The organism is Salinibacter ruber DSM 13855 (assembly GCF_000013045.1).
In the GTDB taxonomy this organism is placed as follows: Bacteria; Bacteroidota; Rhodothermia; order Rhodothermales; family Salinibacteraceae; genus Salinibacter; species Salinibacter ruber.
The window spans coordinates 1033466-1060254 of sequence record NC_007677.1 but is presented as its reverse complement, the minus strand read 5'-3'; the positions used below and the strand labels follow the sequence as shown (position 1 = coordinate 1060254).

General features: G+C 67.7%; 23 protein-coding genes and 1 tRNA gene. 17 read left to right on the top strand and 7 right to left on the bottom strand.

The features are described 5' to 3' along the window. Positions 1-433: 433 nt before the first annotated feature. Both SRU_RS04405 and SRU_RS04400 read left to right on the top strand, forming a co-directional pair. The gene (locus SRU_RS04405) at positions 434-3592 is read left to right on the top strand and encodes a PAS domain S-box protein (protein ID WP_164923518.1); all 3159 of its coding nucleotides are present in this window, start codon (positions 434-436) and stop codon (positions 3590-3592) included. 369 nt (positions 3593-3961) lie between these two features. Next, entirely contained in the window at positions 3962-6055 is a 2094-nt protein-coding gene (locus SRU_RS04400; protein ID WP_011403597.1) for a methyl-accepting chemotaxis protein, read from the top strand. Between the two features lie 128 nt (positions 6056-6183). On the opposite strand, the gene SRU_RS04395 is transcribed toward SRU_RS04400, so the two are convergent. Together SRU_RS04395 and SRU_RS04390 are read right to left on the bottom strand one after the other, a co-directional pair. Continuing rightward, the gene (locus tag SRU_RS04395; RefSeq protein ID WP_011403596.1) at positions 6184-6837 is read right to left on the bottom strand and encodes a class I SAM-dependent methyltransferase; all 654 of its coding nucleotides are present in this window, start codon (positions 6835-6837) and stop codon (positions 6184-6186) included. Positions 6838-6896: 59 nt separating this feature from the next. Continuing rightward, the gene (locus SRU_RS04390) at positions 6897-7322 is read right to left on the bottom strand and encodes a DUF4864 domain-containing protein (RefSeq protein ID WP_231847370.1); all 426 of its coding nucleotides are present in this window, start codon (positions 7320-7322) and stop codon (positions 6897-6899) included. Positions 7323-7895: 573 nt separating this feature from the next. On the opposite strand from SRU_RS04390, the gene SRU_RS04385 reads away from it, so the two are divergent. Both SRU_RS04385 and SRU_RS04380 read left to right on the top strand, forming a co-directional pair. Then, the gene (locus tag SRU_RS04385) at positions 7896-8147 is read left to right on the top strand and encodes a hypothetical protein (protein ID WP_011403594.1); all 252 of its coding nucleotides are present in this window, start codon (positions 7896-7898) and stop codon (positions 8145-8147) included. A gap of 123 nt (positions 8148-8270) precedes the next feature. After that, positions 8271-8501, top strand: coding sequence for a hypothetical protein (locus SRU_RS04380; protein WP_118840879.1), 231 nt, complete (start codon positions 8271-8273; stop codon positions 8499-8501). A 70-nt stretch (positions 8502-8571) separates the two neighbouring features. On the opposite strand, the gene SRU_RS04375 is transcribed toward SRU_RS04380, so the two are convergent. Both SRU_RS04375 and SRU_RS04370 read right to left on the bottom strand, forming a co-directional pair. Continuing rightward, positions 8572-9576: an SDR family oxidoreductase gene (locus SRU_RS04375; protein WP_103017237.1), complete on the bottom strand. Its 1005-nt coding sequence runs from the start codon at positions 9574-9576 to the stop codon at positions 8572-8574. A 26-nt stretch (positions 9577-9602) separates the two neighbouring features. Next, positions 9603-10118, bottom strand: coding sequence for a biotin/lipoyl-containing protein (locus SRU_RS04370; protein ID WP_237701939.1), 516 nt, complete (start codon positions 10116-10118; stop codon positions 9603-9605). A 136-nt stretch (positions 10119-10254) separates the two neighbouring features. On the opposite strand from SRU_RS04370, the gene aat reads away from it, so the two are divergent. The 8 genes from aat to SRU_RS04330 all read left to right on the top strand — a co-directional run bounded on the left by aat (position 10255) and on the right by SRU_RS04330 (position 17687). Further along, entirely contained in the window at positions 10255-10935 is a 681-nt protein-coding gene (gene aat / locus SRU_RS04365; protein ID WP_011403591.1) for a leucyl/phenylalanyl-tRNA--protein transferase, read from the top strand. A 37-nt stretch (positions 10936-10972) separates the two neighbouring features. Next, positions 10973-11938 carry a DUF1460 domain-containing protein gene (locus SRU_RS04360; protein ID WP_011403590.1) on the top strand — a complete coding sequence of 322 codons (966 nt, stop codon included), beginning with the start codon at positions 10973-10975 and terminating at the stop codon, positions 11936-11938. A 70-nt stretch (positions 11939-12008) separates the two neighbouring features. Next, positions 12009-12983 (top strand): 6-phosphofructokinase, encoded by a 975-nt coding sequence (gene pfkA, locus SRU_RS04355; RefSeq protein WP_043553081.1) that lies wholly within the window; start codon positions 12009-12011, stop codon positions 12981-12983. Between the two features lie 309 nt (positions 12984-13292). Further along, on the top strand, positions 13293-14027 hold the full coding sequence (gene ubiE, locus SRU_RS04350) for a bifunctional demethylmenaquinone methyltransferase/2-methoxy-6-polyprenyl-1,4-benzoquinol methylase UbiE (protein WP_011403588.1): 735 nt from the start codon (positions 13293-13295) through the stop codon (positions 14025-14027). 25 nt (positions 14028-14052) lie between these two features. After that, a complete protein-coding gene (gene prmA, locus SRU_RS04345; RefSeq protein WP_011403587.1) occupies positions 14053-14895 on the top strand; it encodes a 50S ribosomal protein L11 methyltransferase in 843 nt (280 codons plus the stop codon). 5 nt (positions 14896-14900) lie between these two features. Next, a complete protein-coding gene (locus tag SRU_RS04340) occupies positions 14901-15863 on the top strand; it encodes an exopolyphosphatase (RefSeq protein WP_237701937.1) in 963 nt (320 codons plus the stop codon). Positions 15864-16111: 248 nt separating this feature from the next. Then, positions 16112-17236, top strand: a complete 1125-nt coding sequence (locus SRU_RS04335; protein ID WP_011403585.1) for an Mrp/NBP35 family ATP-binding protein — start codon at positions 16112-16114, stop codon at positions 17234-17236. 145 nt (positions 17237-17381) lie between these two features. Further along, positions 17382-17687, top strand: coding sequence for a NifU family protein (locus SRU_RS04330; protein ID WP_011403584.1), 306 nt, complete (start codon positions 17382-17384; stop codon positions 17685-17687). 70 nt (positions 17688-17757) lie between these two features. On the opposite strand, the gene SRU_RS04325 is transcribed toward SRU_RS04330, so the two are convergent. Both SRU_RS04325 and SRU_RS04320 read right to left on the bottom strand, forming a co-directional pair. After that, positions 17758-18381 carry an outer membrane beta-barrel protein gene (locus SRU_RS04325; RefSeq protein ID WP_011403583.1) on the bottom strand — a complete coding sequence of 208 codons (624 nt, stop codon included), beginning with the start codon at positions 18379-18381 and terminating at the stop codon, positions 17758-17760. Between the two features lie 171 nt (positions 18382-18552). Beyond that, positions 18553-19974: a tetratricopeptide repeat protein gene (locus SRU_RS04320; RefSeq protein ID WP_164923515.1), complete on the bottom strand. Its 1422-nt coding sequence runs from the start codon at positions 19972-19974 to the stop codon at positions 18553-18555. 160 nt (positions 19975-20134) lie between these two features. Here SRU_RS04320 and SRU_RS04315 point away from each other — a divergent pair, with 160 nt between their 5' ends. The 5 genes from SRU_RS04315 to pth all read left to right on the top strand — a co-directional run bounded on the left by SRU_RS04315 (position 20135) and on the right by pth (position 24220). Then, entirely contained in the window at positions 20135-21418 is a 1284-nt protein-coding gene (locus SRU_RS04315; RefSeq protein WP_118830351.1) for an NUDIX domain-containing protein, read from the top strand. 148 nt (positions 21419-21566) lie between these two features. After that, positions 21567-21640: transfer RNA gene (locus SRU_RS04310), tRNA-Gln, on the top strand. 46 nt (positions 21641-21686) lie between these two features. Further along, positions 21687-22634 carry a ribose-phosphate diphosphokinase gene (locus SRU_RS04305; RefSeq protein WP_043553077.1) on the top strand — a complete coding sequence of 316 codons (948 nt, stop codon included), beginning with the start codon at positions 21687-21689 and terminating at the stop codon, positions 22632-22634. 223 nt (positions 22635-22857) lie between these two features. Next, on the top strand, positions 22858-23553 hold the full coding sequence (locus SRU_RS04300) for a 50S ribosomal protein L25 (protein WP_043552063.1): 696 nt from the start codon (positions 22858-22860) through the stop codon (positions 23551-23553). Between the two features lie 100 nt (positions 23554-23653). Further along, positions 23654-24220: an aminoacyl-tRNA hydrolase gene (gene pth, locus SRU_RS04295; RefSeq protein WP_011403578.1), complete on the top strand. Its 567-nt coding sequence runs from the start codon at positions 23654-23656 to the stop codon at positions 24218-24220. Between the two features lie 89 nt (positions 24221-24309). On the opposite strand, the gene SRU_RS04290 is transcribed toward pth, so the two are convergent. Continuing rightward, positions 24310-26709 (bottom strand): sodium-translocating pyrophosphatase, encoded by a 2400-nt coding sequence (locus SRU_RS04290; RefSeq protein WP_011403577.1) that lies wholly within the window; start codon positions 26707-26709, stop codon positions 24310-24312. Positions 26710-26789 lie beyond the last annotated feature (80 nt).

The following is a 26789-nucleotide window of genomic DNA, read 5'->3' as shown; positions in this document are numbered from 1 at the left end:
GTTCGAGTGGATTCTATCCGTAGTTATAGGAAAACATTTTTCCGATCTGATTGTCTAAAAGATAAGTACGAGCGGCTTACCCTGCGCCGATCGTTCGCGATGACGCAGGGCGCGCCGCGACGACTGTGTATCTCTTGGGGGATGCACACGGCCTGAACAGATGCCCTGTACGCACTCTCCGCTTATCTGCTCACACGGGCCCATGAGTCACGCACGGGACCCTACCCCTTCCACCCACCGGTTCTCACCTGTCCCCTGGAGGGCTTCTCCGGATTCCTTCCTACCCACAGGTCCTTCCTTGCTTCGGTCGCTGACTGCGGTCTCATCGGACGGAGACGCAGGGAAGACCACCACCGAGGGCTCTTTTCCAGAGAACATCCCCCCATCTGCCGGTCAATTCGCCTCCTCGTTTCGAAGGCGGATTCGTCAGGCGATGGGCACCGACGGCCTGTCGTCGAGGCAACGGGTTCGGGCTCTCCTGCAGGCAGGGGTCGACCGGTTTGGGGTCGAGGTCGGCTTTCTTGCCCAAATTGACCTGGCGGAGTCGACCCACCGGACCGTCGCGGCGGTCGGGGCGCATCCGAAGCTCCAGAGGGGCGCAGAGGCCGACCTGCCGGACACCTACTGCCGAGAGTTGATCACCCAAAGCGAGGCCCTCTCGATCGAGAATGCAGAGGAGCAGGGCTGGACGACGGACCCGGCCTACCAAACGTACGACCTGTCCTGCTATCTCGGCACCAAAATCATCGTCGAGGGCCGGGTCTACGGCACGGTGTGCTTTGGGAGCCGGGAGCCGCGCTCCGCGCCGCTGGGGCCAGGCGATGAGGCGGCCCTGGAGCTGCTTGCCCAGTCGATCGGGCGCGTTTTGGAGCAGGACCGCCGGGAGCAGAAGACCGACGCGATCCGGGACAAATACGAGCTGCTCCTGGAGGCGGCGCCCGATCCGGTAATTCTGGCCGACATCGACACGGGCCGTCTCGTCGAAGTCAACCAGAAGGCCGCCGAGCTTATCGGGGCCAGTGAGGAGAAGATCGCCGGACGGCACCAGACGGACCTGCATCCCGACGGGGAGGCCGGTCGGTACCGGCGTCTGTTTCAGGCGTGCTGCCGGTCGGGCGCAGAGGAGACCGTCCGGCATTTCGAGGACGGCTCTTCCATTTACGTCCAGACCGACGACGGTGAAAACGTGCCGGTCGAGATCAGCGCGGCAACCGTGGAGGTCGGGGGGCGGCAGATCGCAGTGGGCATCTTCCGGGACATCACCGAGCAGGAGAAACGCCGACGCACAATCGAGTCGTCGCTGCGAGCGATCGAGGAAGCCGCCGACGGCATTGCGGTTCTGGAAGACGGCCGGTACGTCTACGTCGACGAGACCCACGCGGACATGTACGGGTTCGAAAGCGCGGAGGTGCTGCTCGGGGCATCCTGGCGACGGCTCTACGCCGACGACGAGGTGGCCCGCCTTGAAGAAGAGGTCTTCCCCATCCTGGAGGAGGAGGGCCAGTGGCAGGGAGAGGTCACCGGCAGCCGTCCCGACGGGACGACCTTCCCCGCGGCCCTGTCCCTAACGGTCGTGAGCGAGGGCCGGCTCGTGTGCACGGTTCGGGACATGACCGACCGCCGGCAGAAGGAGCGGGCCCTCCGGCATCGGTCCAGTGCCATGGAGGTCGCGAGCGACGGAATCGCAATCCTCGACGAGGCGGGCACCTACCAGTACGTCAACCAGGCCCACGCGAGCATCTACGGATACGACACGCCGGGGGCTCTCGTGGGACGGTCCTGGACGGCCTGCTACGAGGAGGCGGAGCAGCAGCGCCTGGAAGCGGAGGCGATGGCGGCATTGGAGGAGACCGGAGACTGGCGGGGAGAGGCCCGGGGGGTGCGGGAGGACGGGTCGTCGTTTCCGCAGGAGCTGACCCTAACGGTCCTCGAAGACGGGAGCATCGTCTGCGTCGTCCGTGACATCACCGCCCGCAAAGAAGACGAGCGGGAGCTGCGGAGCACAAAGCAATACTACGAGCAGATCCTGGAGAAGGCCGTAAAGGACCTCGCGGTGTTCAAGCCCGATGGCCGGTACGAATTTGTCAACAAGCAGAGCATCGCGGATCCAGAGCTGAGGGAGTGGATCATCGGCCATACGAACCTGGAGTACTGCCGGAAACGAGGCATGGACCCGGAGCTTGGGCGCCGCCGAGATCAAGCGATCCGGACGGCCGCCGAGGAGCAGCGAACCACTCAGTTCGAGGAGCGGATGGACACGCCGGATGGGGTTCGGCACTTCCTACGGACGCACAAGCCCATCACCGACGTTGAGGGGGAAGTGACCCATGTCGCAGCCTTCGGAATCGATATCACCGAGCGGAAGAAGCGGGAGCAGGCCCTCCACGAACGACAGGACAAGATCGAGGCCCTGTACAGGGCCACGCGCCGGGTGCTCACGACCGAAGGCCCCGACGAGGTCTCCGATCGCATCCACGAGCTTCTTGGGAGCATCTTCGACTACCCGCTCCGCAACACGGGATTCGTAGACGGCGACACCATCCATCCGGCGCGGACGACGATCGCAGGCCCTTCCGTCCCCTCCCCCGAGCCACAACCGAAAAGCGGAGACAGCCTTTCGGCACGGGCCCTCCAGACCGGGGACACGGTCATCGTCGAAGACGTAGGCGGGCTCGACAACGACATCGAGTACGGGAGGCTGCGCTCCGCGGCGGCCGTGCCGATCGGGGACCGTGGCGTCGTGGTCGTCGGCAAGACGGAGGGCGGAGGCTTCGATCCCTTCAACCTTCGCCTGCTGGAGATTTTGAGCAGCTACGCGGCCCTCGTTCTGGGCCGCCTGGACCGGGAGGGCGCGCTCCGCGAGGCAAAAGAGGAGGCCGAGACGGCCCGGGCGGAGGCGGAGGCCGCCAGCCGGGCCAAGTCCGCCATGCTCGCGAACATGAGCCACGAGATCCGCACGCCACTGACGTCGATTATCGGCTTCGCCGACGCCATTGGGGAGGAGACGCAGGACGCGGAGGGGGCCGCCCTCCGTTTCGCGAACCTCATCGGAAAAAGCGGCCGCCGGCTTTTGAACACGCTCGATGGGGTCCTCAACCTGTCCAAACTGGAGGCGGGGCAGATGCAGCTGGAGAGCACGGCGGTGGACGTTGCCGCGCAGGCGGAAACCATTGCCGAGGAGCTTCGCCCGAAAGCCAAGGGCAAGGGACTGCGCCTGCGGGTGGACGCCGGAGAGGCCCCCGTGTGGGCCGAGGCGGATGAGGGGGGCGTGCAGATCGTGCTGCAAAATCTCGTCTCCAATGCGATCAAGTACACCGATGCCGGGGAGGTGCGGATTCGGGTCGCCCGCGAGGGGAAAGCCGCCGTCCTCGACGTCGAAGACACCGGCATTGGCATGGATCCGGGGGTGGTCGAGACCCTCTTCGATCCGTTCCGTCAGGAGTCGGAGGGCCTGGCACGGGAGTACGAGGGCACCGGGCTCGGCCTGACCGTCACCAAGAAGGCCGTCGACCAGATGGGCGGGTCCATCGACGTGGACACCGAGAAGGGCGAGGGAAGCCACTTCACAGTGCGGCTCCCCGGGCCGACGTAGCGCATCGCCGCAGGGCCCCGGCACCGAGCGGCCTTCTTCGCCCGCACGACGCTCTTCCGGGGCCCTCTCCAGTTACCGCTTGTCTTCTGGCCCGCCGGATCCGCCTGGACGCCCCGTCTCGTCTGTGGTCTCCAGCGGGCCTTCGTGTCCCCGGCGTCCCTAAGCGCATCGCTTTTGGAGGCACCGTCCTGTGCGCGACTGGCCCTAGACTGAGCCAAACAGGCCTGGGGTCCCTGCTCTTCTCGACCCGCCCGGGCTTAGACCCATGGCCCCGTCGATTACTCCCTAACGGAGTCTACGGAAAGACCGCCTTAAAAGGCAGCCTTGAGTGCGCGATAACTCGAACAACTGAATCGTGCACACTCAAGAATGCATCTTTCCCGGACGTCCATGCAGCTTTCCAAGATCACCCGCCGGGCCGCGGTCACCCTCACGATACTCCTGCTCGTTCTCGGCGCGGGACTTTACGTCAACTCCCGCTCCGCCGAGGCCCTCAAGTCGTCGTACGAACGACAATACGACTTTCAGAATCTTGGCCAGCAGGTCGCGAATGCCTCCGACTACCTAACCCGTCAGGCTCGCTTGTTTGCGGTGACCGGCGACCCGAAGCATCTCGATAAGTACTGGACGGAGGTCCAGGAGACCCAGCGCCGCAAGATGGCCGTCAACGAGTTGGAGTTGAAGGGAGCATCGGACGAGGCGCTTCAGTTCCTAAAAGAGGCAAAGAAAGCGTCCGATGCACTCGTGAAAACCGAGATGCAGGCGATGCGCCTCGTCCTGGAGGCCAAAGGCGTACCGGAATCGGAGATGCCCAGTGCGGTCGCGGAGGCCACTCTGACCGCGGCAGATCAGGCCCTTACCGCCGAGGAGAAGCGCGACAAGGCCCAGCAGCTGATGTTTGGCGAAGAATACGCGGCGGCGAAGGAGACGATTATGAAACCGACGCAGCAGTTTCGACGAACCATCGAGGAGCAGGCCGCGCAGAGGGTCGCGTCGAACCAAAGCTGGTCGGCAACCGTCCGGTGGGCCATGGTCGGCATCTTCATCCTCCTGGCGGCGGGGATCGCGGCGATCCTCTACGTCCTGCGCAGCCGGGTCACCAACCCGCTCCGGTCCTTCGCCCGCCAGCTGACCGACAGCGAGGAGGAGAACGTGACCGTCTCGGTCGAGGGGGCCCGCGAGATTACCGCGGTCGCCGAGGCGTTCAACCAGCAGCAGCGCCAGATCGCCGAGGCCATGGAGGCACTCGAAGACGAGAAGGCCTCCGTCGAGCGCCGCGTGGAGGAGGCCGTCCGGGAGTCCGAGCAGCAGAAGGAGCGCCTCCAGGAGAGCGTCGACACGATGCTGGAGGCGATCGGCCGCTTTGCCGACGGGGACCTGACCGTTCGCCTCCCCACCGGCCGGGAGGGCGCGATCGGTCGCTTGTTTGAGGGCTTCAACGAGGCGGTCGCCGGCCTCCGCTCCATCGTCGGGCGGGTCCGGGAGGCGGCCGGCTCGACCGCCTCGGCGACCGAGCAGATCAGTGCCTCCTCCGAGCAGATGGCCGCGTCTGCGGAGGAGCAGTCCGCCCAGGCCGAGGAGGTGGCCGCCGCCGTCGAAGAGCTCAACCAGACGATCGGGGAAAACGCCCGCAGCGTCCAGCAGGTCGCCGAGGCCGCCGGGGACGGCAGCCAGCAGGCCCAGGAGGGCCAACAGGTCGTCGCCGAGGCGACCGGCAAGATGGAGGAGATCGCCGCGGAGGTCCAGGGCACCGCCGAGACCATCGAGCGCCTCCAGGCCTCCAGCGAGGAGATCAGCCAGGTCGTCGAGACGATCGACGACATCGCCGGCCAGACCAACCTGCTGGCCCTCAACGCGGCGATCGAGGCCTCCCGGGCCGGCAGCGAGTCCGGATCGGGCGACACCGGCCAGGGCTTCGGGGTCGTGGCCGAGGAGGTGCGCCAGCTGGCGGAGGAGACCGACCAGGCCACCACCGAGATTGCCGAGATCATCGGCGAGGTCCAGACCGAAATCCAGGAGGCGGTGGAGGCGGCCCGCCAAAGCAGCGCCAACGCGGAGGAGGGGATCGAGCTCTCCCGCGAGGCCAGCGCCGTGCTGGACGAGATTGTCGGCTCGATCAGCCGGGTCGAGCAGATGACCGACGAGATTGCGGCGGCCTCCGAAGAGCAGTCCACCACCAGCGAGGAGATTGCCCGGAGCGTCCAGTCGATCTCGACGGCGGCCCAGGAGTCGGCGGCCGGGGTGACGGAGGTGTCCGACACCGCCGACCGGCTGGAGCGGCTCAGCACCGAGCTGGAGGAGACGGTTCAGCAGTTCCGGATCGAGGCGGGGGCAGGCTCGTCGCCTTCAACAGGCCAGCCCGCCCCGTCAGGCCAGTCGGCCTCCGCAGGCCACTCCGCGCCGGAGGAGGTGCCACAGGAGTACAGCGGGGACGGGCATCCGTCGGAGGAGGCGACGCTGTAGAGCCGCCGACCGACCGGAACGCCGCCCCCCTGGGCCGAGGCCCCTCGAAGGGCTGGGGCGGAGACGGCCTGCCCCTACCGTGACCGCTTCCCGGCCCCTTCCGGCGCACGCGCCTGAGCACCGGCACCTCAGTCTTGTGTTCGGGCGTGAGCGGCGTAAAAGGGGTCCGGCGCCCCTCCCAGGAACCGGCGCGTGGGCGGCACGAAGGGATTCTCGGTGATCGTCGTGGGGTCCCGAAAGGCCTCGACGGCCTCAAAATACTGCTTCACGAGTTGCAGGCGTCCGGGCCCGGAGGCCGTCCGCCAGGCGCGGATGGCCTTCTGGGCAAACATTCGGTTCGAGAAGCTCACGACGAAAATTCCGCCCGGCCGCAGGACGCGGGCCACTTCGGCGAAGACCTGCTCGGGGTGGCGCAGATACTGTACCGATACCGCACAGAGGGCCGCGTCGAAGGCCCCCGTTTCCAGCGGAAGGCCCTGCGTCTCGTTCAGGTCCTGAACGAAGCACTTGGTCAGGCGCTCGTTGGCCGCCAGCTCCTCCTCGTTCATACCGTGCCCGGCCACGCGCCCCAGGTCCAGGTCGTCGGGCAGGTGGGACACCCAGCTGCTCATCAGGTCGAGGACGTCATCGCCCGTCCCGAGCTGCCGACGGTAGAGGTCGGTCAGGCGCTCCCGGAACTGCTCGTCGACGTGCTGCACGAGGCGCGGCTCCCGGTAAAACGCCCGGTCGGGCCGATCGTCTTGTTGGGCGCGCTCTTCGTCGGTAAGCACAGCGTCGGGCATGCGTCTAGACTCGTCTCTTCGTCAACAATGGCGGCAGTCGGGGACGGCCTCGGGACGGGTTAGATTTCCTGGGTGTCGACCTGATCGACCGGCACACGCTGAACGGCGTCGGTCATCCAGCAGTCCGTGTGCGCCCCGCCGTCCTGTTTCGAAAGGCGGAACAGGTACCCCACGCGGTCGCCCTGCGCGGTGGTGAGGATCACGCCCATCCGGGCCACGGCCCCCTCGACCTGGGGTGTGCTGTAGGTCGCGTTCTCGTGGTCAATCATGGGCCCGTAGGCGGGCGTCTCGAACAGCCGTCGAAATCGACGGAGCGGGCCGGTGGCGCGTTTGTTGGCGGGGGAGGCAAAGTTGAAGGCCGCCTCGATGCCGGCATCCTCGTACGGCGTGTCGTTGCTGCCGAGCGCCTCCACCTGCAGGCGAATCACCTCCATCGGGGACAGGTCGGGGGACGGCTCGGGAAGGGAGTCGGCAGCAGTGGTCATGGTCAGAGGACTCGAATGAAGCAGAGCGCTGGGGAGGGCCCGTCGGCGTTCTTCTCCGTCCCCCATCCACGAGGCGGCGAACATGAGTAGAGACAGGCAAAACGGAACGGCGACACGCATGGCGAACGCACCTGAGCAAGAGGACACGGGCCCGATGCCGTCGTCGGCATTGGGGTTCAACAGCCGGGCTTCCTTCCGATTCTGCGTGGGGCCCATCGTCCGGTCGCTTCTCCGGACGCTGGACTCAAACGCCGAGGACGGCGCGATGGAACTGCTCTATCTTGTTGGGACCGTATCAACATGTCTCGTGGAAAGTCCTTTCGTGGTCGACGGGGCAAAGCGCAAGAATCGGAGAACCGTAACATCCGGGCCGTTCCTGTGACGCCCCCTGCGCGTCCGAACACCCAATCGACGACTGCCGAAGGCGGGGACGTAGCTTGACTTTCAGGTTCTGGGCGCTGAGGCCTCGAACGTATTTTTCCAGCGGACGTGGGAGAGACATGAAGCACCACAGGTCCCGACCGTGAAGACTCTTCTCGTCCCCACGCACTTCCGGCTCTCGTTAGCGCCCCCGTGACGTCTCCCTCCGTGTACGTAGAACGACTCTCTCGCTTTGCCCTCGTGGTCGGCGCCGCGGTGGCCGCGGGCGGTCTCGTGATTGACGCAATGCCCGCAGACCTCCCAATTCGATTGGGGGACGCGACCGGTGGAATTGCGATGGCGTACGTTGGCGGGGGACTGACCATGGTCGCCGGCACGGCACTGGCCGGGCGTCGCGTCTTCGCCGATGCGTCCCGGCCCAACCGTACCCCGGACGGGACGTGACCCTGTCCGGAACGCCTCGGCACACCCGCCTTCATGCCACGATCGGCGGCACGCCGCGTCCGGTCGGTGCCTGGGCTGCCCGTTCCGTTCGTCCTCCCTTTTCCACCGACTACGTCCCCCGCCATGTCTTCCAGCGACTCCTCATCGTCGATTCTGTCGTGGGCAGGATGGGCGGTCCGCACCCTCTGTTGGACGCTCTCGATCCTTTGCTCGGTGGGGGCCGGAATCTTCGTCACGACCCACTTCTACGCCGTGCGGGGCGGACAGCAACAGATTGCCGTGGCGGTGCTGGGCCTGGTCATCGCGCTCGTCCCGTACACGATCGCACGGGCCGTCTCCGAACTCGGAGGTTGACGAGGGCCCCGGGCACGAGGGGAAGAGACGCGTCGGTGTCCCCACGCGCGATGTCCCCGAGCGCATTCGGCTACGGCGTCGGGGCGTCCCCGGACAGCACGGCAGCGACGCGTCGGGCCGTCTCCGCAAAGGGCCGAAACGTGCACCCAAGCTCGGCGCGGGCACGGCTGTTGTCGTAGCGGTAGGTGCGGGCGGCGGTTCGGGCCGTGGTGCGTGCGAGGACCGGCTGCGTGCGGGTGAGGGCGGCGACGCCCTCGGCCAGCATGCCCCCGACTCGTAGAAGCGACGGCGGAATCGTGTAGCGGGGCGGCGCCACCCCAAATTCGTCCGCGAGCGTCGTGGCGAGCGTCCTCCACGACAGGTTCTCTCCCCCTAGGAAGTAGCGACGGCCCGTCTCGCCCTTCTGCATCGCCGCCCGCAGGCCCGCCGCCACGTCACGCACGTCCACCACGTTGGTCCCGCCCGGCGGCACGGCGAGCAGCCAGCCGCTGCGCACCGCGTCGACGATGCGGCGCGTGTTGGTCTCGGGCCCGCCCACCCCGAAGACGAGCGAAGGGTTGACGAGGGTCGCGTCGAGCCCTTCGGCGATGCCGCGGTGCACCTCCAACTCGGCCCGGCGCTTGGACCGGGCGTAGGCGGAGCGGTGGGGCAGGCCCTGCCACTCGGTCGTCTCGTCAATCGCCCCGTCCGGCTCCGGCGGGCGGCCCAGGGCCGCGATGCTGGAGGTGTGCACGAGCCGGTCGACCCCGGCCTTCAGGGCGGCGTTGACGACGTGGGCCGTGCCGTCCGCGTTGACGCGCCGGACGGCCGCCCGGTCGCCCCGCGCAAAACTCACCTTGGCCGCCACGTGGTAGACCCGGTCGACCCCCTGCATTGCTTCGTACAGGCTTCGGGCCCGCCGGAGGTCGCCCACCGCGTGGTCGACCCGCTCGGCGTACGTGCCCAAGAGGTCGAGGGACGAGGTGTCGCGCCGGAAGATGCGCACGTCGGTCCCGGCATCGACGAGCTGGCGGGTGAGGACGGAGCCGACGAAGCCGGTGGCGCCGGTGACGAGAACAGAATGGGAAGAAGCCATGGATCGACGACGGTCTTCGGTGGGGGTCACGCGGCCTCAATCTTAATTAGCAGCGCGTCTTTGTCCACCGCGTCGCCGCTCGCGGCGTAGATGGCCTGTACGACGCCGCCGGACGGGGCCTTCAGTTCGTTCTCCATCTTCATCGCCTCCAGCACCAGAAGGCCCTCGTCGACCGCCACCTCGTCGCCCACCTCCACGAGCAGGTCGAGCACGAGGCCCGGCATGGGCGCCCGCACCTCGCCCCCCGCTACGGCCTCCTCCCCAAGCCCAAATTCTTCCACGAGCAGGTCGCGTTCATCCTTCACCTGGACCTCCGTGCGCCGCCCGTCGATGGTCACGCGCAGCGTGTCCTTCCCCGTCGGTTCCACCGACACGGGCACGCTCGCACCGTCCACGATCATCGACACGTAGCCCTCCCGTAGCACTTCGAAGGTGTAGTCTTTCGCCTCGCCGTCCACGACGAGTTGGTCGTCCTGAATCGCAATATCGAACGCCCGATCGTCGACGAGCGCGCGGTAGACCTGGCCATCCGAAGCGTCCATGAGGGAAGCATCTGTTTGGGGCAAAACGACGCGATCACCCGACACAAACTCACACCCGTAGGCATAGTTTTACTCCAAAATGAGCACCCGAACGCGTCGGCTTTCTCCGCTCGCCCCCATCCTTCTTCTGCCGTCTATGCCCGATGACCTCACGCCCGATCTCCTGATCCGCGCCTACGCCAACGGCGTCTTTCCGATGGGGGACGACGACACCGGCATCGTGCGGTGGCACGCGCCGGACCCGCGGGCATATCTTCCGCTCGATGCGTTCCACATCCCCCACAACCTCCGTCGGCGGGTGCGGCGGCGGGAGTTTTCGGTGACCGCCGATCGCGCCTTCGCGTCCGTCATCGAGGCCTGTGCGGACCGGGCCCGCACCTGGATCACCCCGCGCATCATTCGGGTCTACACTGAACTGCACGAGCGCGGGTACGCCCACAGCGTGGAATGCTGGCAGGAGGGGGACCTGGCAGGCGGGCTCTACGGGGTGGGCCTCAAAGGGGCGTTCTTCGGCGAATCGATGTTCTATCGGGTCAGCAATGCCTCGAAGGTGGCGCTCGTCCATCTCGTGCGGCAGCTGCGGGCGGGCGGCTTTACGCTGCTCGACACGCAGTACTCGACCGAGCACCTCGAACGCTTCGGGGTAACGACCGTCCCCCGGCCCGCGTTCGAGCAAAAGCTCATCCGGGCACTCGACGTCAGCCCCGACTGGTGGCCCCTCGCCGACGCCGAGGCGGCGGATCTCGACACCCCCGTGTCCGAGTTCTCCGCCGCGGCCCCCACCCTGCGCGGAAACGAGTCGCCCCCAAATGGGTGAAACCGGACTCGACGTGTCCACTCCAGCCCCGCCCACCATGCCCGCATATCGCCGAAGCCTGCTCGTCACACTGCCGGGGCTGCTCATCGGCCTTGCGCTGCTGGGCGGCTGCCGGCCCAACCCCGACGGCTCCACCGAGGCGGCCGCCCCTCCACAATCCAGCGGGTCCCTTGCCCTGCCGGACAGCGTGCTCTCCCCGCCGGACACGACCGCCGATCGCTTCGAGGCGGCCCTGCAGACGGCCCTGTCGCACTCGGAGGCCACCGACTCAATCGGGCCGGTGGTGCAGGCCGTGGGACGTCACTTCCGCGGGCGTCCCTACCGCACCGGCACGCTCAACGCCCCCACGACCGAGACGCTCGTCGCTCGCTTTGATGGGTTCGACTGCGTGACGTTTGTCGAGACCGCCCTCGCCCTGGCCCGCGGCGCCCAGGCATCCGACACGACGTACGCGGGCTTCGCACGACGCCTCGCGGAGCAGCGGTACCGCGGCGGCGGGCCGGTGGGCTACTGCGGGCGGCTGCACTACTTCACGGAGTGGATCACCAACAACGCGACGCGGGGCCATGTGCGGCGGCTGGGCGCGCAGCTGGAAGGGCGTCCCCTGCGCGACACGCTCGACTTCATGAGCACCCACCGGTCGGCGTACGACCGATTCGCCACCGACGACAGCCTCTTCGCCTGCGTGCAGGAGATGGAGGCGCGCCTGCGTGCGCAGCAGCGGCGCGATCCGGTGCGGTACGTGCCGCAGGACTCGGTCCGTGCCGTCTACGATCAGCTCCAGGCCGGGGACATCGTGGCGCTCGTTTCTTCGATCGACGGGCTCGACGTGGCCCACACCGGGCTCGTCTACGTCCCCCCCGACAGCGGACCGAACACGATCGGCCTCCTGCACGCCTCCCTCACCGACGGCGTGACGGTTTCGCCCGATCTTCAACGGTACGTTCGGACGATCGATCGTCAGATTGGTATGGTGGTGGCGCGCCCTCGGCCCGTCCGGTGAGGGCCAGCCCGGGCCGCTGCCTTCTTCTCTTTTCCCCGTCATCGACCCCTCTCGACCGACCATGCAGGACATCGAGTGCCTCGGCGTGTACACCAGTGGCGGCGACGCCCCGGGCATGAACGCGTGCCTCCGGGCCGTCGTCCGCACGGCCATCGCCAACGACATTGCGGTGATGGGCATCCGTCGGGGGTACGAGGGCATGATCGAGGCCGACTTCGTGGAGATGGAGCGGCGCTCGGTCTCCAACATCCTCCAGTCGGGCGGCACGATCCTCAAGAGTGCCCGGTCGGAGGCCTTTCGCACCGAGGAGGGACGCCGGGCGGCGGCCAACAGCCTCCGCGAGAACGGCATCGACGCCCTCGTGGCCATTGGGGGGGACGGCACGTTTCGGGGGGCCTCGAAGCTCTACGACGAACACGGGCTCGGGGTGGTGGGCTGCCCGGGAACCATCGACAACGACCTGTACGGCACCGACCAAACGATCGGGTACGACACGGCCCTCAATACGGCCATCGACAACATCGACCGCATCCGCGATACGGCCGACGCCCACAACCGGCTGTTCCTCGTGGAAGTGATGGGGCGGGACGCCGGGTTTATTGCCCTCAACTCCGGCATCGGGGGCGGGGCGGAGCTGATCCTGATCCCCGAAACCATCACGGAGATGGACATGGTAAAGGAGCGCATCTTGTCCCTCATGACGGCCCAGCGGCGCTCCACCATCGTGGTCGTGGCCGAGGGGGACGAGCTGGGCGGGGCCCAGGGCATCGAGCGCGCGCTGCGGGACGACGCGGCCTTCTCGGACATCGAGCTCCGCTCCACCATTCTCGGCCACACGCAGCGGGGCGGGGCCCCGACGGCCAGCGACCGGGTCCTGGCGAGCCGCCTCGGCGTAGCCGCCGTCGAGTCCTTGATGGACGGCCATTCGGATGTGATGGTGGGCATGACCAACAACGAGATCAAGCTCACGCCCCTCCGCAACGTCTACGGCCGGCGCAAGTCGATCGACTACGACCTGCTGAAGCTGACGCAGATTCTGAGCTAACCCCATCCCAATGGCCCCAGGGGGGCCCCTCGGGATCTCAGTAGGAGCCGAGCGGGGTCATTGCGTCAGTGCCGTACTCCACTGGGACACAGACGAAATGTGAGGACCAAGTAGAAGTGCCGGCGAGACGGTCCTCAGTGGCAGACGCCGGTTTGGGCATATGTCGGACCCTTTTCGTACTCCGCGCTGTTCATTAATTGCTTCACGTTGCTCATTAATGAGGCGCTTTTCCGAGCAACAAGGACGACCCGAAGGAGCGCGGTGCTCGGGTGGGCGCATCCCTCGTTGTGTTTCATATCTTCAATTCTGATGCCCGACCCCTCTCATCCCCCCATCGGCGAGGCCGACGGCAAGGCAGAGGCCGTGGAGTCCATGTTCGACGCCGTGGCGCCCCGCTACGACCTCCTGAACCGGGTCCTCAGTGCCGGCATTGACCGGTACTGGCGGTCCCGGGCCGTCCGGACGCTGCGGGCCGAGCAGCCGCGGCGGGTGCTGGACGTGGCGACCGGCACCGCCGACCTGGCCCTCAAGGCCCAGCGCACCCTTCATCCCCGCGAGACCATCGGCATCGACCTCTCCGCAGAAATGCTGGACCGGGGGCGGGAGAAGATCGAGCGGGCGAACCTCGCCTCCCGGATCGTGCTCCAGAAGGCGGACGCTGCCGACCTGCCGTTCGACGACGGCACATTCGACGCGGCCTTCGTGGCGTTCGGCGTGCGCAACTTCGAGGACCTCGACGCCGGCCTCGACGACATTCGGCGCGTGCTGCGGCCCGGCGGCGCCCTCGTCGTGCTGGAGTTTAGCACGCCCCGCACGACGCCCATCAAGCAGCTCTACGCGTGGTACAGCCGCCACGTCCTGCCCCGCATCGGCGGCCTGCTGAGCCCCGACCAGGGGGCCTACGAGTACCTGCCCAGTTCGGTCGCGGCGTTTCCGGACGGCGTGGACTTTCTCCGACGAATGGAAGGGACCGGCTTCGTCGACCTGACGTGGACGCCCCTCACGTTCGGCATCGCCTCCCTGTACACGGGTCGGGTGCGATGAAGCACAACGACGCCTGCATAATGAGATGGATACGATCGAGCTCACTCTCACCATTCCGCCCGTGGAGCACGCCCCGTTTCTGGCGGAGCTGGAAGAGCCCGCCACCGGCTTCGTGCAGAACGACACCGAACTCCGCGCTTACGTGCCGGCCGAGCGCTGGGCCGCCGTCGATCAGAAGCAGTTGAAAGCCCGCCTGGCCGCCGACGGGCACCCCGATGCGCTGTCGATTCGGCCCCTGGAATCGAAGAACTGGAACGCCGTCTGGGAGGACACCCTCTCGCCCGTACGGGCCGGGCCGTTTCTCGTCTGTCCCACCTCGGTGGCCCCACCGTCCGCCCGGGACGACGCCACGGTGCTCCGCATCGATCCGGAAATGAGTTTCGGCACGGGACACCACGCCACCACACGACTGGCCCTGCGGCTTTTGGCCGAGGCCCTCGCCCCCGGCGATCGCGTGCTCGACGTGGGCACCGGGACCGGCGTGCTCGCCATTGCGGCCTGTCGCATCGGTGCCGACGCGGCACGGGGGGTGGACACCAACCCCGACGCGGTGCGCAACGCCCGCGAAAACGTACGCCGGAATGAGGAGACCGACTGTGTCACCGTACAGGAGGGGTCCGTGGACGTCGCATCGGACACCCAGTACGACCTCGTGGCCGCAAACATCACGCGACGCGTCCTGCTGGAGTTGATGCCGGCCCTCGTCGCCCGCCTCGCCCCGGGCGCCTCTCTTCTTCTCTCCGGCCTCCTCCGGCCGCAGCGCGACGACATCCGCGATGCGGTTGCGTCCCACGGCCTTGCCCTCGACGCAGAGGCTGCGGAGGAGGGATGGTGGGCCGGTCGATTCGCTCGTTCCCCATCCCCCTGACGCCCATGCGCCTCGCCACCATCGACATCGGCACGAACACGGCTCAGCTCCTCGTCGCCGAGCGGGACGGGACCGAGCTGCGCCGCCTCCACACGGCCGAGCGGTTCGTGCGGCTCGGGGAGGGGGTGGATGCCCGGGGCCGCATTGGCCGGGAGGCGCAGGGGCGCCTCCTCGATGCACTGCGCGACCACCTCCAGGAGGCCCGGACGTACGACGTGGATCGGGTCTCGGCCGCCGGCACGAGTGCCCTCCGCGACGCGGCGAACCGGGACGCCGTTCTCGCGTCGGTGCGGGACGCCCTGGGACTGTCCGTCGATCTTCTCTCCGGCACCGAGGAGGCGACGTGGAGCTTTGCGGCGGCCCGCGCGGCATTCGACGACCGTTCGGGAGCATGCCTGGTCGTTGACGTAGGCGGCGGGTCCACGGAACTCATCGCCGGCGCGGCCCCAGGCCAGACGCGCTCGTCGCCCGCCGAGGCCATCCGGGATCACGCCAGCCTCGATGTCGGGTGCGTGCGCCTGACCGAGCGCTGCTTCGCGTCGCAGCCCCCGTCCCCCGGTGCCGTCACGACGGCCGCGCAGGTGGTCGACGAGGCCCTTGCGGCCCGCGCGCCGGCGGTCGGGGACGCCCCTGTGCTCATCGGCACGGCCGGCACCGCCGCCGCCCTGGCGCTCGTCCACGCGGGCCCCGCCAGCACCTGGGACGCGCTACACGACAACGGCCTCGTCCTGTCTCGGAAGGACGTACGCGACTGGCGCGAGCGTCTCCTCGGTCGGTCCGTCGACGGCATCCTTGAGCTGCACCCGGAGGCGATGGCGGGCCGGGCCGACGTGTTCCCGATGGGCGTGATTCTCCTCGACCGCACTCTGGCCCACTACGACCTGGATGATCTTCGCGTGAGTCCCTACGAACTGCGGCACGGCCTGGCCCTCCGCCTCCTGGCCTCGGCGCCGGCCTCCCCGTCCTGATCAGGGCCCCCGAGTGCCGCCCCGTTCAGGGCCCGCCGGACTCTGTCCCCTGCCAGTTCTCCTCCCCCCGTCCCGGGTGCCTTCACGTTTCCGATCGCCCCCTCCTTCCCGACGCTGCTGCCCCGGCAACCCGGCGTTGCGGGATGCGGGAATTCGGCGGAAATCTCCGCCGCTGAGAGGAACATCCACCCGTTCCTGTGGTGGGGTGTATCGCTTCAGTATTCTGCCGCACCAGCTCTCCTGCTCCTATGTCCGTCCCCCGCGAAGACATCCTGGATGTCCTCCGACAGATCAAGCACCCAAAGGAGGAGAAGGACATCATCCGGCTCGACATGGTGAAGGACCTCACGATCGAGGACGGGCACGTCTCATTCACCGTCGTCGTGAAGGACCCGGACGGGCCCTTCGCCAGTCAGGTCGAAGAGGCCTGCCAGCGCCTGCTGCACGAAGAAGTGAGCCGTGAACTGACGGTGGACGTGGAGGTGGACAGCGAGATGATTCCGCTGGGGGACGACGTGATGGTGGGCGATCAGGGGGGCGAGAAGCAGCAGACGAGCGGCGAGGACGGCGTGCAGAACACCATTGCCGTGGCCAGCGGCAAGGGCGGGGTGGGCAAGAGCACCGTCGCCGTCAACCTGGCGATGTCCCTCTCCGAGCAGGGCTACGAGGTGGCGCTCGTGGACACCGACATCTACGGCCCCTCGATTCCAAAGATGATGGGGATGGAGGGGGAGAAGCCGCGCGTCAACGACGAGCGCAAGATGGTGCCGCTCGAGAAGCACGGCGTCAAAACCCTGTCGATGGGCTTCATGGTCGACCCCGATCAGGCGGTCGTCTGGCGCGGGCCGATGGTCACGAAGGCCGTGCGCCAGTTTCTCGGCGACGTGGACTGGGGCGACATCGAGTACATGATCCTCGACCTGCCCCCCGGAACGGGCGACGTCCAGCTCACCATCGTCCAGACCATCCCCCTCACCGGGGCCGTCATCGTCTCGACGCCGCAGGACCTCGCTCTCGCCGACGCGCGGAAGGGCAAGGCGATGTTCGACAACGTAAACGTGCCCGTGGTGGGCATGGTCGAGAACATGGCCTACTTCTCCCCACCCGACCAGCCGGACCGCAAATACTACCTCTTCGGCCGGGCGGGCGCCCAGGAGCTGGCCCAGGAGCTCGACGTGCCGTTTCTCGGGGAGGTGCCAATTCAGCAGGAGATCCGCAAGAGCAGCGACCAGGGCACCCCCATCGTGCGGTCCGCCCCGGACAGCGCCTCGACCCAGGCGTTTGCCGAGATCGCCGATCAGCTCACCGAGCAGGTCGCCCTCCGCAACGCCGAGGACGACCCGACGCAGAAGATCGAGATCCTCTACGAATAAGGGCCGCCCGGCTGCCGGCCCGGAATGGCACCGAACAGGGCCGCGCCCCGCACATTTTCCGAACGCGCCCGCGTCCCGTCCGTTAGGGATTGAAGAAGTACGACGTCCGGGTTCACGCCGCCTCACGCAATCGCCTCGACGCCTTATGTCCGACGACGTGCCTTCCTCCCCCGACACCGAAGACGGGTCGTCCCCACACATCGACCCGGAACTGCGCGACAACATCGAGGAGGCCCTCGACACGATCCGCCCCTACCTCATGGCGGACGGCGGGTCGGTCCGGCTGCTGAACGTGACCGCCGACTACGTCGTGGAGCTCGAGCTGTTGGGGGCCTGTGGATCGTGCCCCATGAGCACCATGACGCTGCGCGCGGGCATCGAGCAGGCCCTCAAGCGGTCCGTGCCGAAAGTGAAGCGGGTCGAGGCGGTCAACGCCACGGCGGCCGCGTAGGTCTGGACGGACCTCGTGTCCTCTGCGTGTCTCCGTCAACCTTCATGTGTCGCTGGAAGTCCCTGGCGGGTCAAAACTGCACCTCCACTCCCAGCCGGACGGTGACGTAGCGGGTCGAATCCCCCGTCTGAAGATCCGAGCCGCCCGTGTCGACGACGACGTACCGCGGCTCGAAAAAGACCCCGTAGGTCTCGTCGACCCGAAAGTTAGACCCGATCGCGAGGTGAAAGCCCCTTCCTCTCGTGGATCGCTCCGGAAGCACGTTTTCACCCTGGCGCACCCGTGCCTCCGCGAGCTCGGTCCGGTACAGCCCGATGCCCCCCGCCACGTACGGATGGGCATCGCTCTGATTCTTGAGGGTGTAGCGCAGCCCGACGGTCCCGTTTATAAGGTTCAGCGCACCGCCCTCCACCGACGTCCCGACCGATAGGTTGTCGTCCAGAAGCGCAACATTGTCGCTGTTCAGGGTAAACCGGTCGTAGCTCCCCTGCAGGACGACCTCCAACCCATCGTACACCTCGAGTCCTGCCTCAAGCCCCAGGTCCACCCCGGAGTTCAGGATGTTGTTCAGGCCTTCGGGCGACTGAAAGAACGCCGCCCCTACATTTCCGCGGACCGAGACCGCCGGCTGGGCCGACACGCGGGTGCTAAAAATGAGGCCGAGGACGATGAGAAGCGCGGCGGTCCGTCGCATGGAGCCAAAGGATCGATTGTGTGGGGGAGGGCCCCTCTGAAGAATCGAAGGGAGGGAGTCGGGCCGCCCGAGCAGGCGTGCTTCGAAACAGTCGCGCCCTCCTGCCCCGCCCGATGGTTGCCCGCTTTGCACAGTCTTCTAACAGGGCCCGCCCCGGCTGGATCCCTACCCCTACTCACTCGACGCGGGCCCCTGTTGCATGTGGAGGGTGGGGCGAAGGGCCTTCAGACGAGACATCGCGTATCGGCGCAGCTCGGGAAGTCCCCCCTCGTGTGCCTGGAGAAATCGGCGGTAGTAGCGGGCGGCGGGGGCCTTGTCCCGGTAGTGCTCGTCGTAGACCGTCGCGAGGCGGAAGTCAAGCTCCGCCCGCCCCGGACGCAGCCGACGGGCCGTTTTGTAGGCCTCAAGCGCGGCGGACACGTTCCCGCGTCGACTGTACGTGGCCCCCTGGTGCGCCAAGGCGTCCGTGATCGGCCCGCTCGCCTCCTGGTCGATGGTGTTCTGAAGGTACCTGCTCGCCCGGCGCAGGCTATCGAGCCGCAGGTATGTGACGCCCAGATAGAGGGTGGTACGGGCGTGACTGGAATCGCGTTGCAGGGACCGCCGGAGGAAGGGCAGGGCCCGGGCATACTGCTGGCGGCGCACGTCGGCGAGGCCAATCCGCCGGTACACCGTCGCCGACGAGTCGCCTGTGGCTAGCGTCCGGACGTACGCACGGCGCGCCCTCTTGAGATTCTCTCGCTCGAATGCGAGGTCGGCCCGACGGCGCCACAGTCGGGGGTCCCCCGACTGGTGGGTCAGGGTGGTGTCCACCACGCGCCGGGCTGCGTCGAGATGTCCTGCCGCGCGGTGCAGTCGACTGAGCGACAGCGCGACCTCCGCGGACTGCGGCACGCGCCGGTGGGCCTTCCCGAAGTGGCGCCGCGCCCGCTCTGTTTGATTGAGCCCAAGGTTGCACTGCCCGAGGCGCGCCCACCACCGTCCGTTCGAGGCGTCGGCACGCACCAGTCGTGCGTACTGGGCCCGCGCCTTCGACCACCTTCGAGCGCGCCGGTACACCTCCGCGAGCGCCTGCCGGGCCGCCCGGTCGTCGGGACGCGCGCCGAGCACACGCTCGAACGCCGACGCCGCCTCCGGCCACCGATACAGCGCGGCGTGGCTGTCCCCGAGGGCCCGATCGATCGCCGTCGTGGCCCGCCCTTCGCCCTCGGCAATGCGTCGGGCCGTGTTCAGAGCGTCAATGGCGGCCGCATGGCGTCCCCGGGCCTGTTCCGCTCGCCCAAGCAGGACGTGGAGCGCCTGCGATGCGGAGCTGTGGAGCGAGTCGTCGCGTCGTCGGCTGCGGATGCGACGGACCACCGCGTCGTACGCGCCCTCCCTGTAGGCGGCCCGTAGGGCCTGCACCGGTCCGGCATCACCGGATGGACGGCGCGTCGTGTCCCGATCAACCGGTACCGATCGAGTCGAGTCGGGCCTCGCGTCGACCGGCCCCGGCCGGGCCTCTCGAGTAGGGTCGGGGGATGTCGCAACACACCCGGCGCAGACCCACGCGCAGGCCAGCAGGAGCCAAAGAAAATCGTGAAGGGTCGACATGGCGGCAGGTGCCTCTGTTTTTTTTACTACTTCTATAGTAGTAATCGGACGCAAAATTTCCAACCGCCCGCCCTTGCGGCCGGATCGCTGAGCGGCGGGGCGCGTGCGAGGCAGTCCCTTCGTCGCCTTGCTTCCCTGCACGTGTTCTGGTCTTTCTCTCATGCCCGACGCCGACCCGACGCCCGTCGTCACCGTGTTTCTCCGACACCGAGGCGAAGTGTTGCTGCTTCGCCGCAGCGACGCGGTGGACTCTTATCCCGGTCGGTGGGGCGCCGTTGCCGGGCACGTCGAGGACGGCGATCCCGCGGCGTCCGCGCTGCGGGAGGTGGAGGAGGAGACAGGCCTGCGTGGCGCCGACGTGCATCCCCGGCGGCAGGGCTCGGCGTTCACGGTCGAGGACGACGACCACGGGGCGCACTGGCGGGTGCACCCGTTCCTCTTCGACGTCGACAGCCGGTCGATCCAGACGAACTGGGAAACCGAGGCGGTCGAGTGGGCCTCCCCTACCGTACTGTTGCGGCGCGACACAGTACCGGACCTTTGGACCTCGTACCGCCGCGTGGCGCCGTCCATCCTCGGCCTCACGAACGACACGACGCACGGGTCGGCCTATCTCTCCATTCGGGCCCTGGAGGTACTGCGCGACCGGGCCGGCATGCTCGCCCATTCCGAGGCCGCCACGATTGAGGATGCCCGGGGCCGCCTAATCGGCACCGCGCATCGCCTGCTGGACGCCCGGCCGTCGATGGCGGCGCTGGCGAACCGGCTGCACCGCGCCATGCACGCGAGCCTCCCGGAGCTCCCCCCTGATGCGGTCGAGACCAACGCCCACGAGGCCATCCAGAACGCCCTGGCGGCCGACGCGGCGGCGGCCGAGACCGCAGCCACTCAGCTAAGCGGGACCCACGTGCTCACCCTGTCCCGCTCCGGCACCGTGTTGTCGGCCCTGCAGGCGGCCGACCCGTCCCCCACCGTCAGCGTGGCCGTCTCGGCGCCCGGGGACGAGGGCGTGGCCGTCGCCGAGCGCCTCACCGAAGCGGGCCTCGACGTGACGCTCCTCCCCGACGCCGCCGTCGCGCGTCGCCTGCAGGGGGGCAGCGTCGACGCCGTGCTCGTGGGGGCGGACACGGTGCAGCCTTCGGGGGCGGTGGTCAATAAGGCCGGAACGTACGGGGCCGCCCTCGCGGCGCATCGGGCCGATGTGCCCGTGTACGCTGCGTGCGCCGTCGACAAGATCGCAGTGGACGACGGTGCGTCCGACGAGTCCGCCGCGGACCGGGCCGTGTACGACGGCTCTCGGGACGTGGAGGTATGGGCCCCTCGGTTTGACACCACCCCCGCCGCCCTCGTCACCGGGGGCCTGCTTACCGATCGGGGCAGGCTGGCGGCCGACGCGATCGACACCGTAACGGAGGAGCTCACCGAACTCCGCGCCTGGACCTGACGGCTGGGCCTGGGAGGGCCGTCCCGTCTGTAACCCGGTACTTCTCAGCCCCTCTTCACGAACTGATCCCCCGTTGGCTCGTTGACTCAGTCCCTGTTCTTTTCTACTCTACAGGAGGAGCACGAAGAGGAGACCGTGCGCCCCGCATTGCCCGGTGGTCTAATGGCAGGACAGCGGCCTTTGGAGCCGTTAGTGGTGGTTCGAATCCACCCCGGGCAACCAGCTCTCTATCCCCCTGACCGCTGCCGCCCCGGTGCCCCGCCCACTCATGCGTGCGTCGAGCAATGAACACCGCGTCGCCATCTTCGGGGGCCGCTCCAACCCGGCCCTCGCCAACAAGATTGCCGAGGCCTACGGCACGACCCTCGGGGACCTCAGCATCCGCGACTTTGCGGACGGCGAGATCTACGTGCGGTTCGAGGAGTCCATTCGGGGAGCGGACCTGTTTATCATTCAGAGCACCCATCCGAAGGCGGACAACTGGATGGAGCTGCTCCTCCTGATCGACGCCGCCAAGCGGGCCTCGGCCGAACGCGTAACGGCCGTGATCCCCTACTTCGGCTACGCCCGACAGGAGCGCAAGGACCAGCCGCGCGTCTCCATCGCGGCGAAGCTCATGGCCAACATGCTCACCTCCGCCGGCGTGGACCGCATCCTGACCATGGAGCTTCACGCCGCCCAGATCCAGGGCTTTTTCGACGTCCCGGTGGACCACCTGTACGGCTCCACCGTCCTGACCGACCACGTTCGCCAGTTCGACCTCGACGACTTCGTCGTGCTGGCCCCGGACGTGGGCGGCCTCAAGATGGCCCGCGCCTACGCCCAGCGCCTGGGCGTGGACCTGGCCCTCATCGACAAGCGCCGCCCCCGTCAAAACGAAGCACGGGTGATGAACGTGATCGGGGACGTGGAGGGGAAGGATGTCCTCATCATCGACGACATCGTCGATACGGCCGGCACCCTAACCCGCGCCGCGAAGGCACTCAAGGACCACGGCGCCCTGAAAATCATGGCGGCCTGCACGCACGGCCTCCTCTCCGGCCCGGCCTACGACCGCATCGAGAACTCCCCCCTTGAGCGACTCATGATCACCGACACGGTGCCCCTCAAGCGCCCGTCCGACTGCATCGAGGTGGTCAGCGTGTCGAACCTGTTCGCCAAGGCCATCCGCCACATTTACACCGACCGGTCGGTCTCCACGCTCTTCACCGACTAGCGGGGGCCGCTGTCCCGTGCGGCAGGAACCAGGAGGCGTTGGGGCGAGGCGTCCGGGCGGCCCGGATGGGCCCCACCAGCCCGTCGGCGTCTATTTTGCTTGAATCGGTCCCGCCCCCCTGGAACCAAACGGAGGGGTGGACTTAGCATGCATTCTGCATAGAGAGGTGACCGGTCATCTGCCCCGGTTGCTGTCACCCTTTTCACCGGACCGTCTTCCCGTCATGGACGCCCCCGTCATCGAAGCCCAGCCGCGCGAGACCGGCTCGAAGGCCGCCCGCGAAATCCGCAACAACGATCGCGTTCCGTGCGTGCTGTACGGGCGCACCGTGGAGTCGACGCCGCTGCAGATTCCGATCGCCGCCCTCAACAAGCTGATCTATCGGCGCTCGGCCCCGGTGGCTGAGGTTGAGATGAACGGGGACACGTGGAACTGCATCCTGAAGGACTACGACCTGCACCCACTCACGGACCGGCCCCTGCACGCCGACTTCCAGGCGCTCGAAGAGGGCGACGAGGTTACGCTGACGGTGCCGCTGAACTACACCGGGATTCCGGTGGGCCAGCAGAACGGCGGCGACACGCAGCAGATCGCCCGTGAGCTCACGATCTCGGTGCTGCCCGAGAACATTCCCGCCCAGATCGAGGTCGACATCGGCGAGCTCGTCATCGGCGACTCGTTGCACGTCTACGACCTCGAGACCGACTACGAGATCAAAACGTCGAGGGACCAGACGCTCGTCACGGTCGTGGCGCCGCAGATCGAGACCGCACCCACGACCGAGGCTGAAGAAGAAGAGGAGGAGCTCACAGAGGAGGAGATTGCCGAAGAGGGCGAGGCCGTCGACACGGAAGAAGGCGAGCCCGCCGAGGGCGAAGAGGCAGCCGGCGAGGGCGGCGCGGACGAGGAGTATCAGTAAGCACAGTCGGCCGCGCGCCGACGCCCCTCCATTTGACCCCCAGAAGGGCGGCCGACCCCGGTCGCCCTTTTCTATTTCTCCCCCCACTCCCTGAGACCGCATGTCCACCCCCTCCCTGCTCGCCATTGGCCTCGGCAACCCGGGCGCCGAGTACGAAGACACGCGCCACAACGTCGGCCATCAGGTCATCGACGGGCTCTCCGGGCGCCTCGACATCTCGCTCCAGCACCAGTCCGACGCGCTCGTCGGCTGGGGACGGTACGTCGATCAGAAAATCGGGCTGGCCGTGCCGCTCACCTACATGAACCGGAGCGGCGACGCCGTCGCGGGCCTTCGGGCCCACTACGACCTTCCGATCGACCGGCTGCTCGTCATCGTCGACGACCTGCACCTTCCCGTCGGCACCATCCGGCTCCGCCCCACGGGCAGCAGCGGCGGGCACAACGGCCTCGCCCACGTGGCCCAGCGGCTCGGCACCACCGAATTCTCCCGCCTCCGCGTCGGCATCGGCAACGACTTTCCCGAGGGACGCCAGTCCGACTACGTCCTCTCCCCCTTCACCGACGAGCAGCGGCCGGCGGCCCGGTCGGCCCGCGAGGACGCCGAGGACGCCGTCCTCACGATGGCCCGGGACGACATAGACGCGGCGATGAATCGCTTCAACTGACGCGCCTCCGCTGGCGTGGGCCTCAAAACAAAACCCCCGACCGGGGCGCCCGGCCGGGGGGACAGGAAGACACAGAATGTGAGGGCGCGCTAGCCCAGCAGGTAGGCGAAGAGGGGCAGGAAGATGACCGCCACCTTCCCCATCAGCTTGATGAGGACGTTGAGCGAGGGCCCTGCCGTGTCCTTCAGCGGGTCGCCCACGGTGTCGCCCACCACGGAGGCCTTGTGCGCCTCGCTGCCCTTGCCGCCGTGCACGCCGGACTCGATGTACTTCTTGGCGTTGTCCCAGGCGCCCCCGGCGTTGGACATGAAGATGGCCGTCAGGAAGCCGCTCATCAGCACGCCGGCGAGCAGGCCCGCCAGCGCCTCGACCCCGAGGCCCGGCAGGGCGCCCACCACGACCGGCGCCACCAGCACCACGACACCGGGCAGCATCATCTCGCGCAGCGCCGCGCCCGTCGTGATGTCCACGCACCGGGCGTAGTCCGGCTTCGTGTCCCCGCTGCGCACGCCGTCGATCTCGTCGAACTGGCGCCGCACCTCGTTGACGACGGCCGCCCCGCCGCGGCTAATGGCGTGGATGCCGACCGAGGAGAGGTAGAACGTCAGCATGGCGCCCAGCAGCAGGCCCACCAGGACGGCGGGGTTCATGAGGTTGACGCCCGCCTCCAGCGACAGCAGGTTCTGCGCCGCCGCCTCCGAGAAGTAGGTGGCCAGCCACGCGAGCGCCGCCAGCGCCGCGGAGCCGATGGCGAAGCCCTTCCCGATCGCGGCGGTCGTGTTGCCGGCCGAGTCGAGCGCCTCACAGCGCTCCCGCACGTCCTGACCGAGGTTGGCCATCTCGGAGATGCCCTGCGCGTTGTCGGTGATCGGCCCGTAGGCGTCGGTCGACAGCACCACGCCGAGCGTGAGCAGCATGCCGAGCGCAGCCAGCGCGATGCCGAAGAGGCCGCCCAGGTAGTACGCCAGAAGTGTCGCGACGGACACCGCCAGGGCGGGCACTACCGTGCTCAACATGCCAGTGCCGAGCCCCTCAATGATGGTCGTCGCGGCCCCTGTCTCGGCCGACTCCGCAATCTGCTTTACCGGCGCGTACTCGGAGGTGTAGTACTCGGTCGCCTTCCCGATTACGACGCCCGTGATGAGGCCGGACAGGATGGTCAGGAAGAGGGCCCAGCGCACGTCCATCGAGGCCGCTGCGTCGTCGATCACCGCCGCGGCCGACTCCCCGGCCGGCACGAGCCAGAAGATGAGCCCCAGGGCGAGGAGGCTCGTCAGCACGTTGGCGACCGTGGTGCCCCGGTTCAGCGCCGACCGGGCGTTGGCCGCCTGCTGCTCGTAGGAGACGTCGGTCCCCTCCCCCGCGTTCACGAAGAAGTACCCGATGATGGACGACACGATGCCGAGCACCCCAAAGAGAAAGGCAATCATGAGCCCCAGGTCCTCGAACCCGAGGTTCGGGAAGGCCGCCGCGAAGTCCACCTCCGCGCCGAGGAACATGGTCGCCGCAACCGCCGAGACGTACGACTCGTAGAGGTCCGAGCCCATCCCGGCCACGTCGCCCACATTGTCGCCCACGTTGTCGGCGATGACGCCGGGGTTGCGGGGGTCGTCTTCCGGAATGCCAGCCTCCACCTTCCCCACCACGTCGGCCCCCACGTCGGCGGACTTGGTGTAGATGCCGCCGCCCACCCGCAGAAACAGCGCCACGCAGGAGGACCCGAAGGCGTAGCCGAGCCAGGCGTGACTGTGCTCCGGAAACAGGGCGTAGATGACGGCCAGGCCCAGAAGCCCGAGCCCCACCACCGAGAAGCCCATCGTGGAGCCGCCCGAGTAGGCAATGTTCAGCGCCTTGGCGAAGCTGGTCTGCGCGGCGTGGGCCGTGCGCCCGTTGGACTTGGTCGCGATCCACATGCCGATCCATCCGGCCAGCCCCGAGGCCACCGTCCCGACGAGAAACCCAACCGTCGTCGGGAGCCCGGTCTCCGGCATGGAGTACAACACCACCGCCACGACGACGGCGAAGATGGCCAGGTACCGGAACTCACGGGTCATGAACGTTTTCGCCCCGGCCTGAATGTCCCGGGACAATTCCTGCACGCGCTCGTTGCCGGCATCCTGGCGTAGGATGTACCGGACGAGGTAAAAGGCGAAGGCGAGCGCAAGGAGCGAGGCAATGCCCGCAACGAGCGGGGCGTTGGCGACGACAAACTGCTTCACGACAGAAGAGAGACTGTGATCGGTTCTCGAACGAGACGGAAAGACGGGCTTCTGGATTAGAAGCCCCGTGACAGGCGCGGAAGCGCAGTGTCCGCGGCTCAAAGACGTTAGCAATGCTGCGCTGTGCGAAGGTTCTTTAGGATCTTTGCTGGCGACGAAGAACGCAACCGCCAGCACTGATTCTTCCGTTTTTTGCCATCGTTTCTTGCCGCACCCTCCGATTTTCCACATGCGCCAGAACCGTCCCACTATTTGATTCGTGGGCGTCATTCCCTACATTGGAAGTCCTTCCACACGGCGTCTCCCCGGATCGCCACCACGCATTCTCACTGCACGGCACACGACCGAAA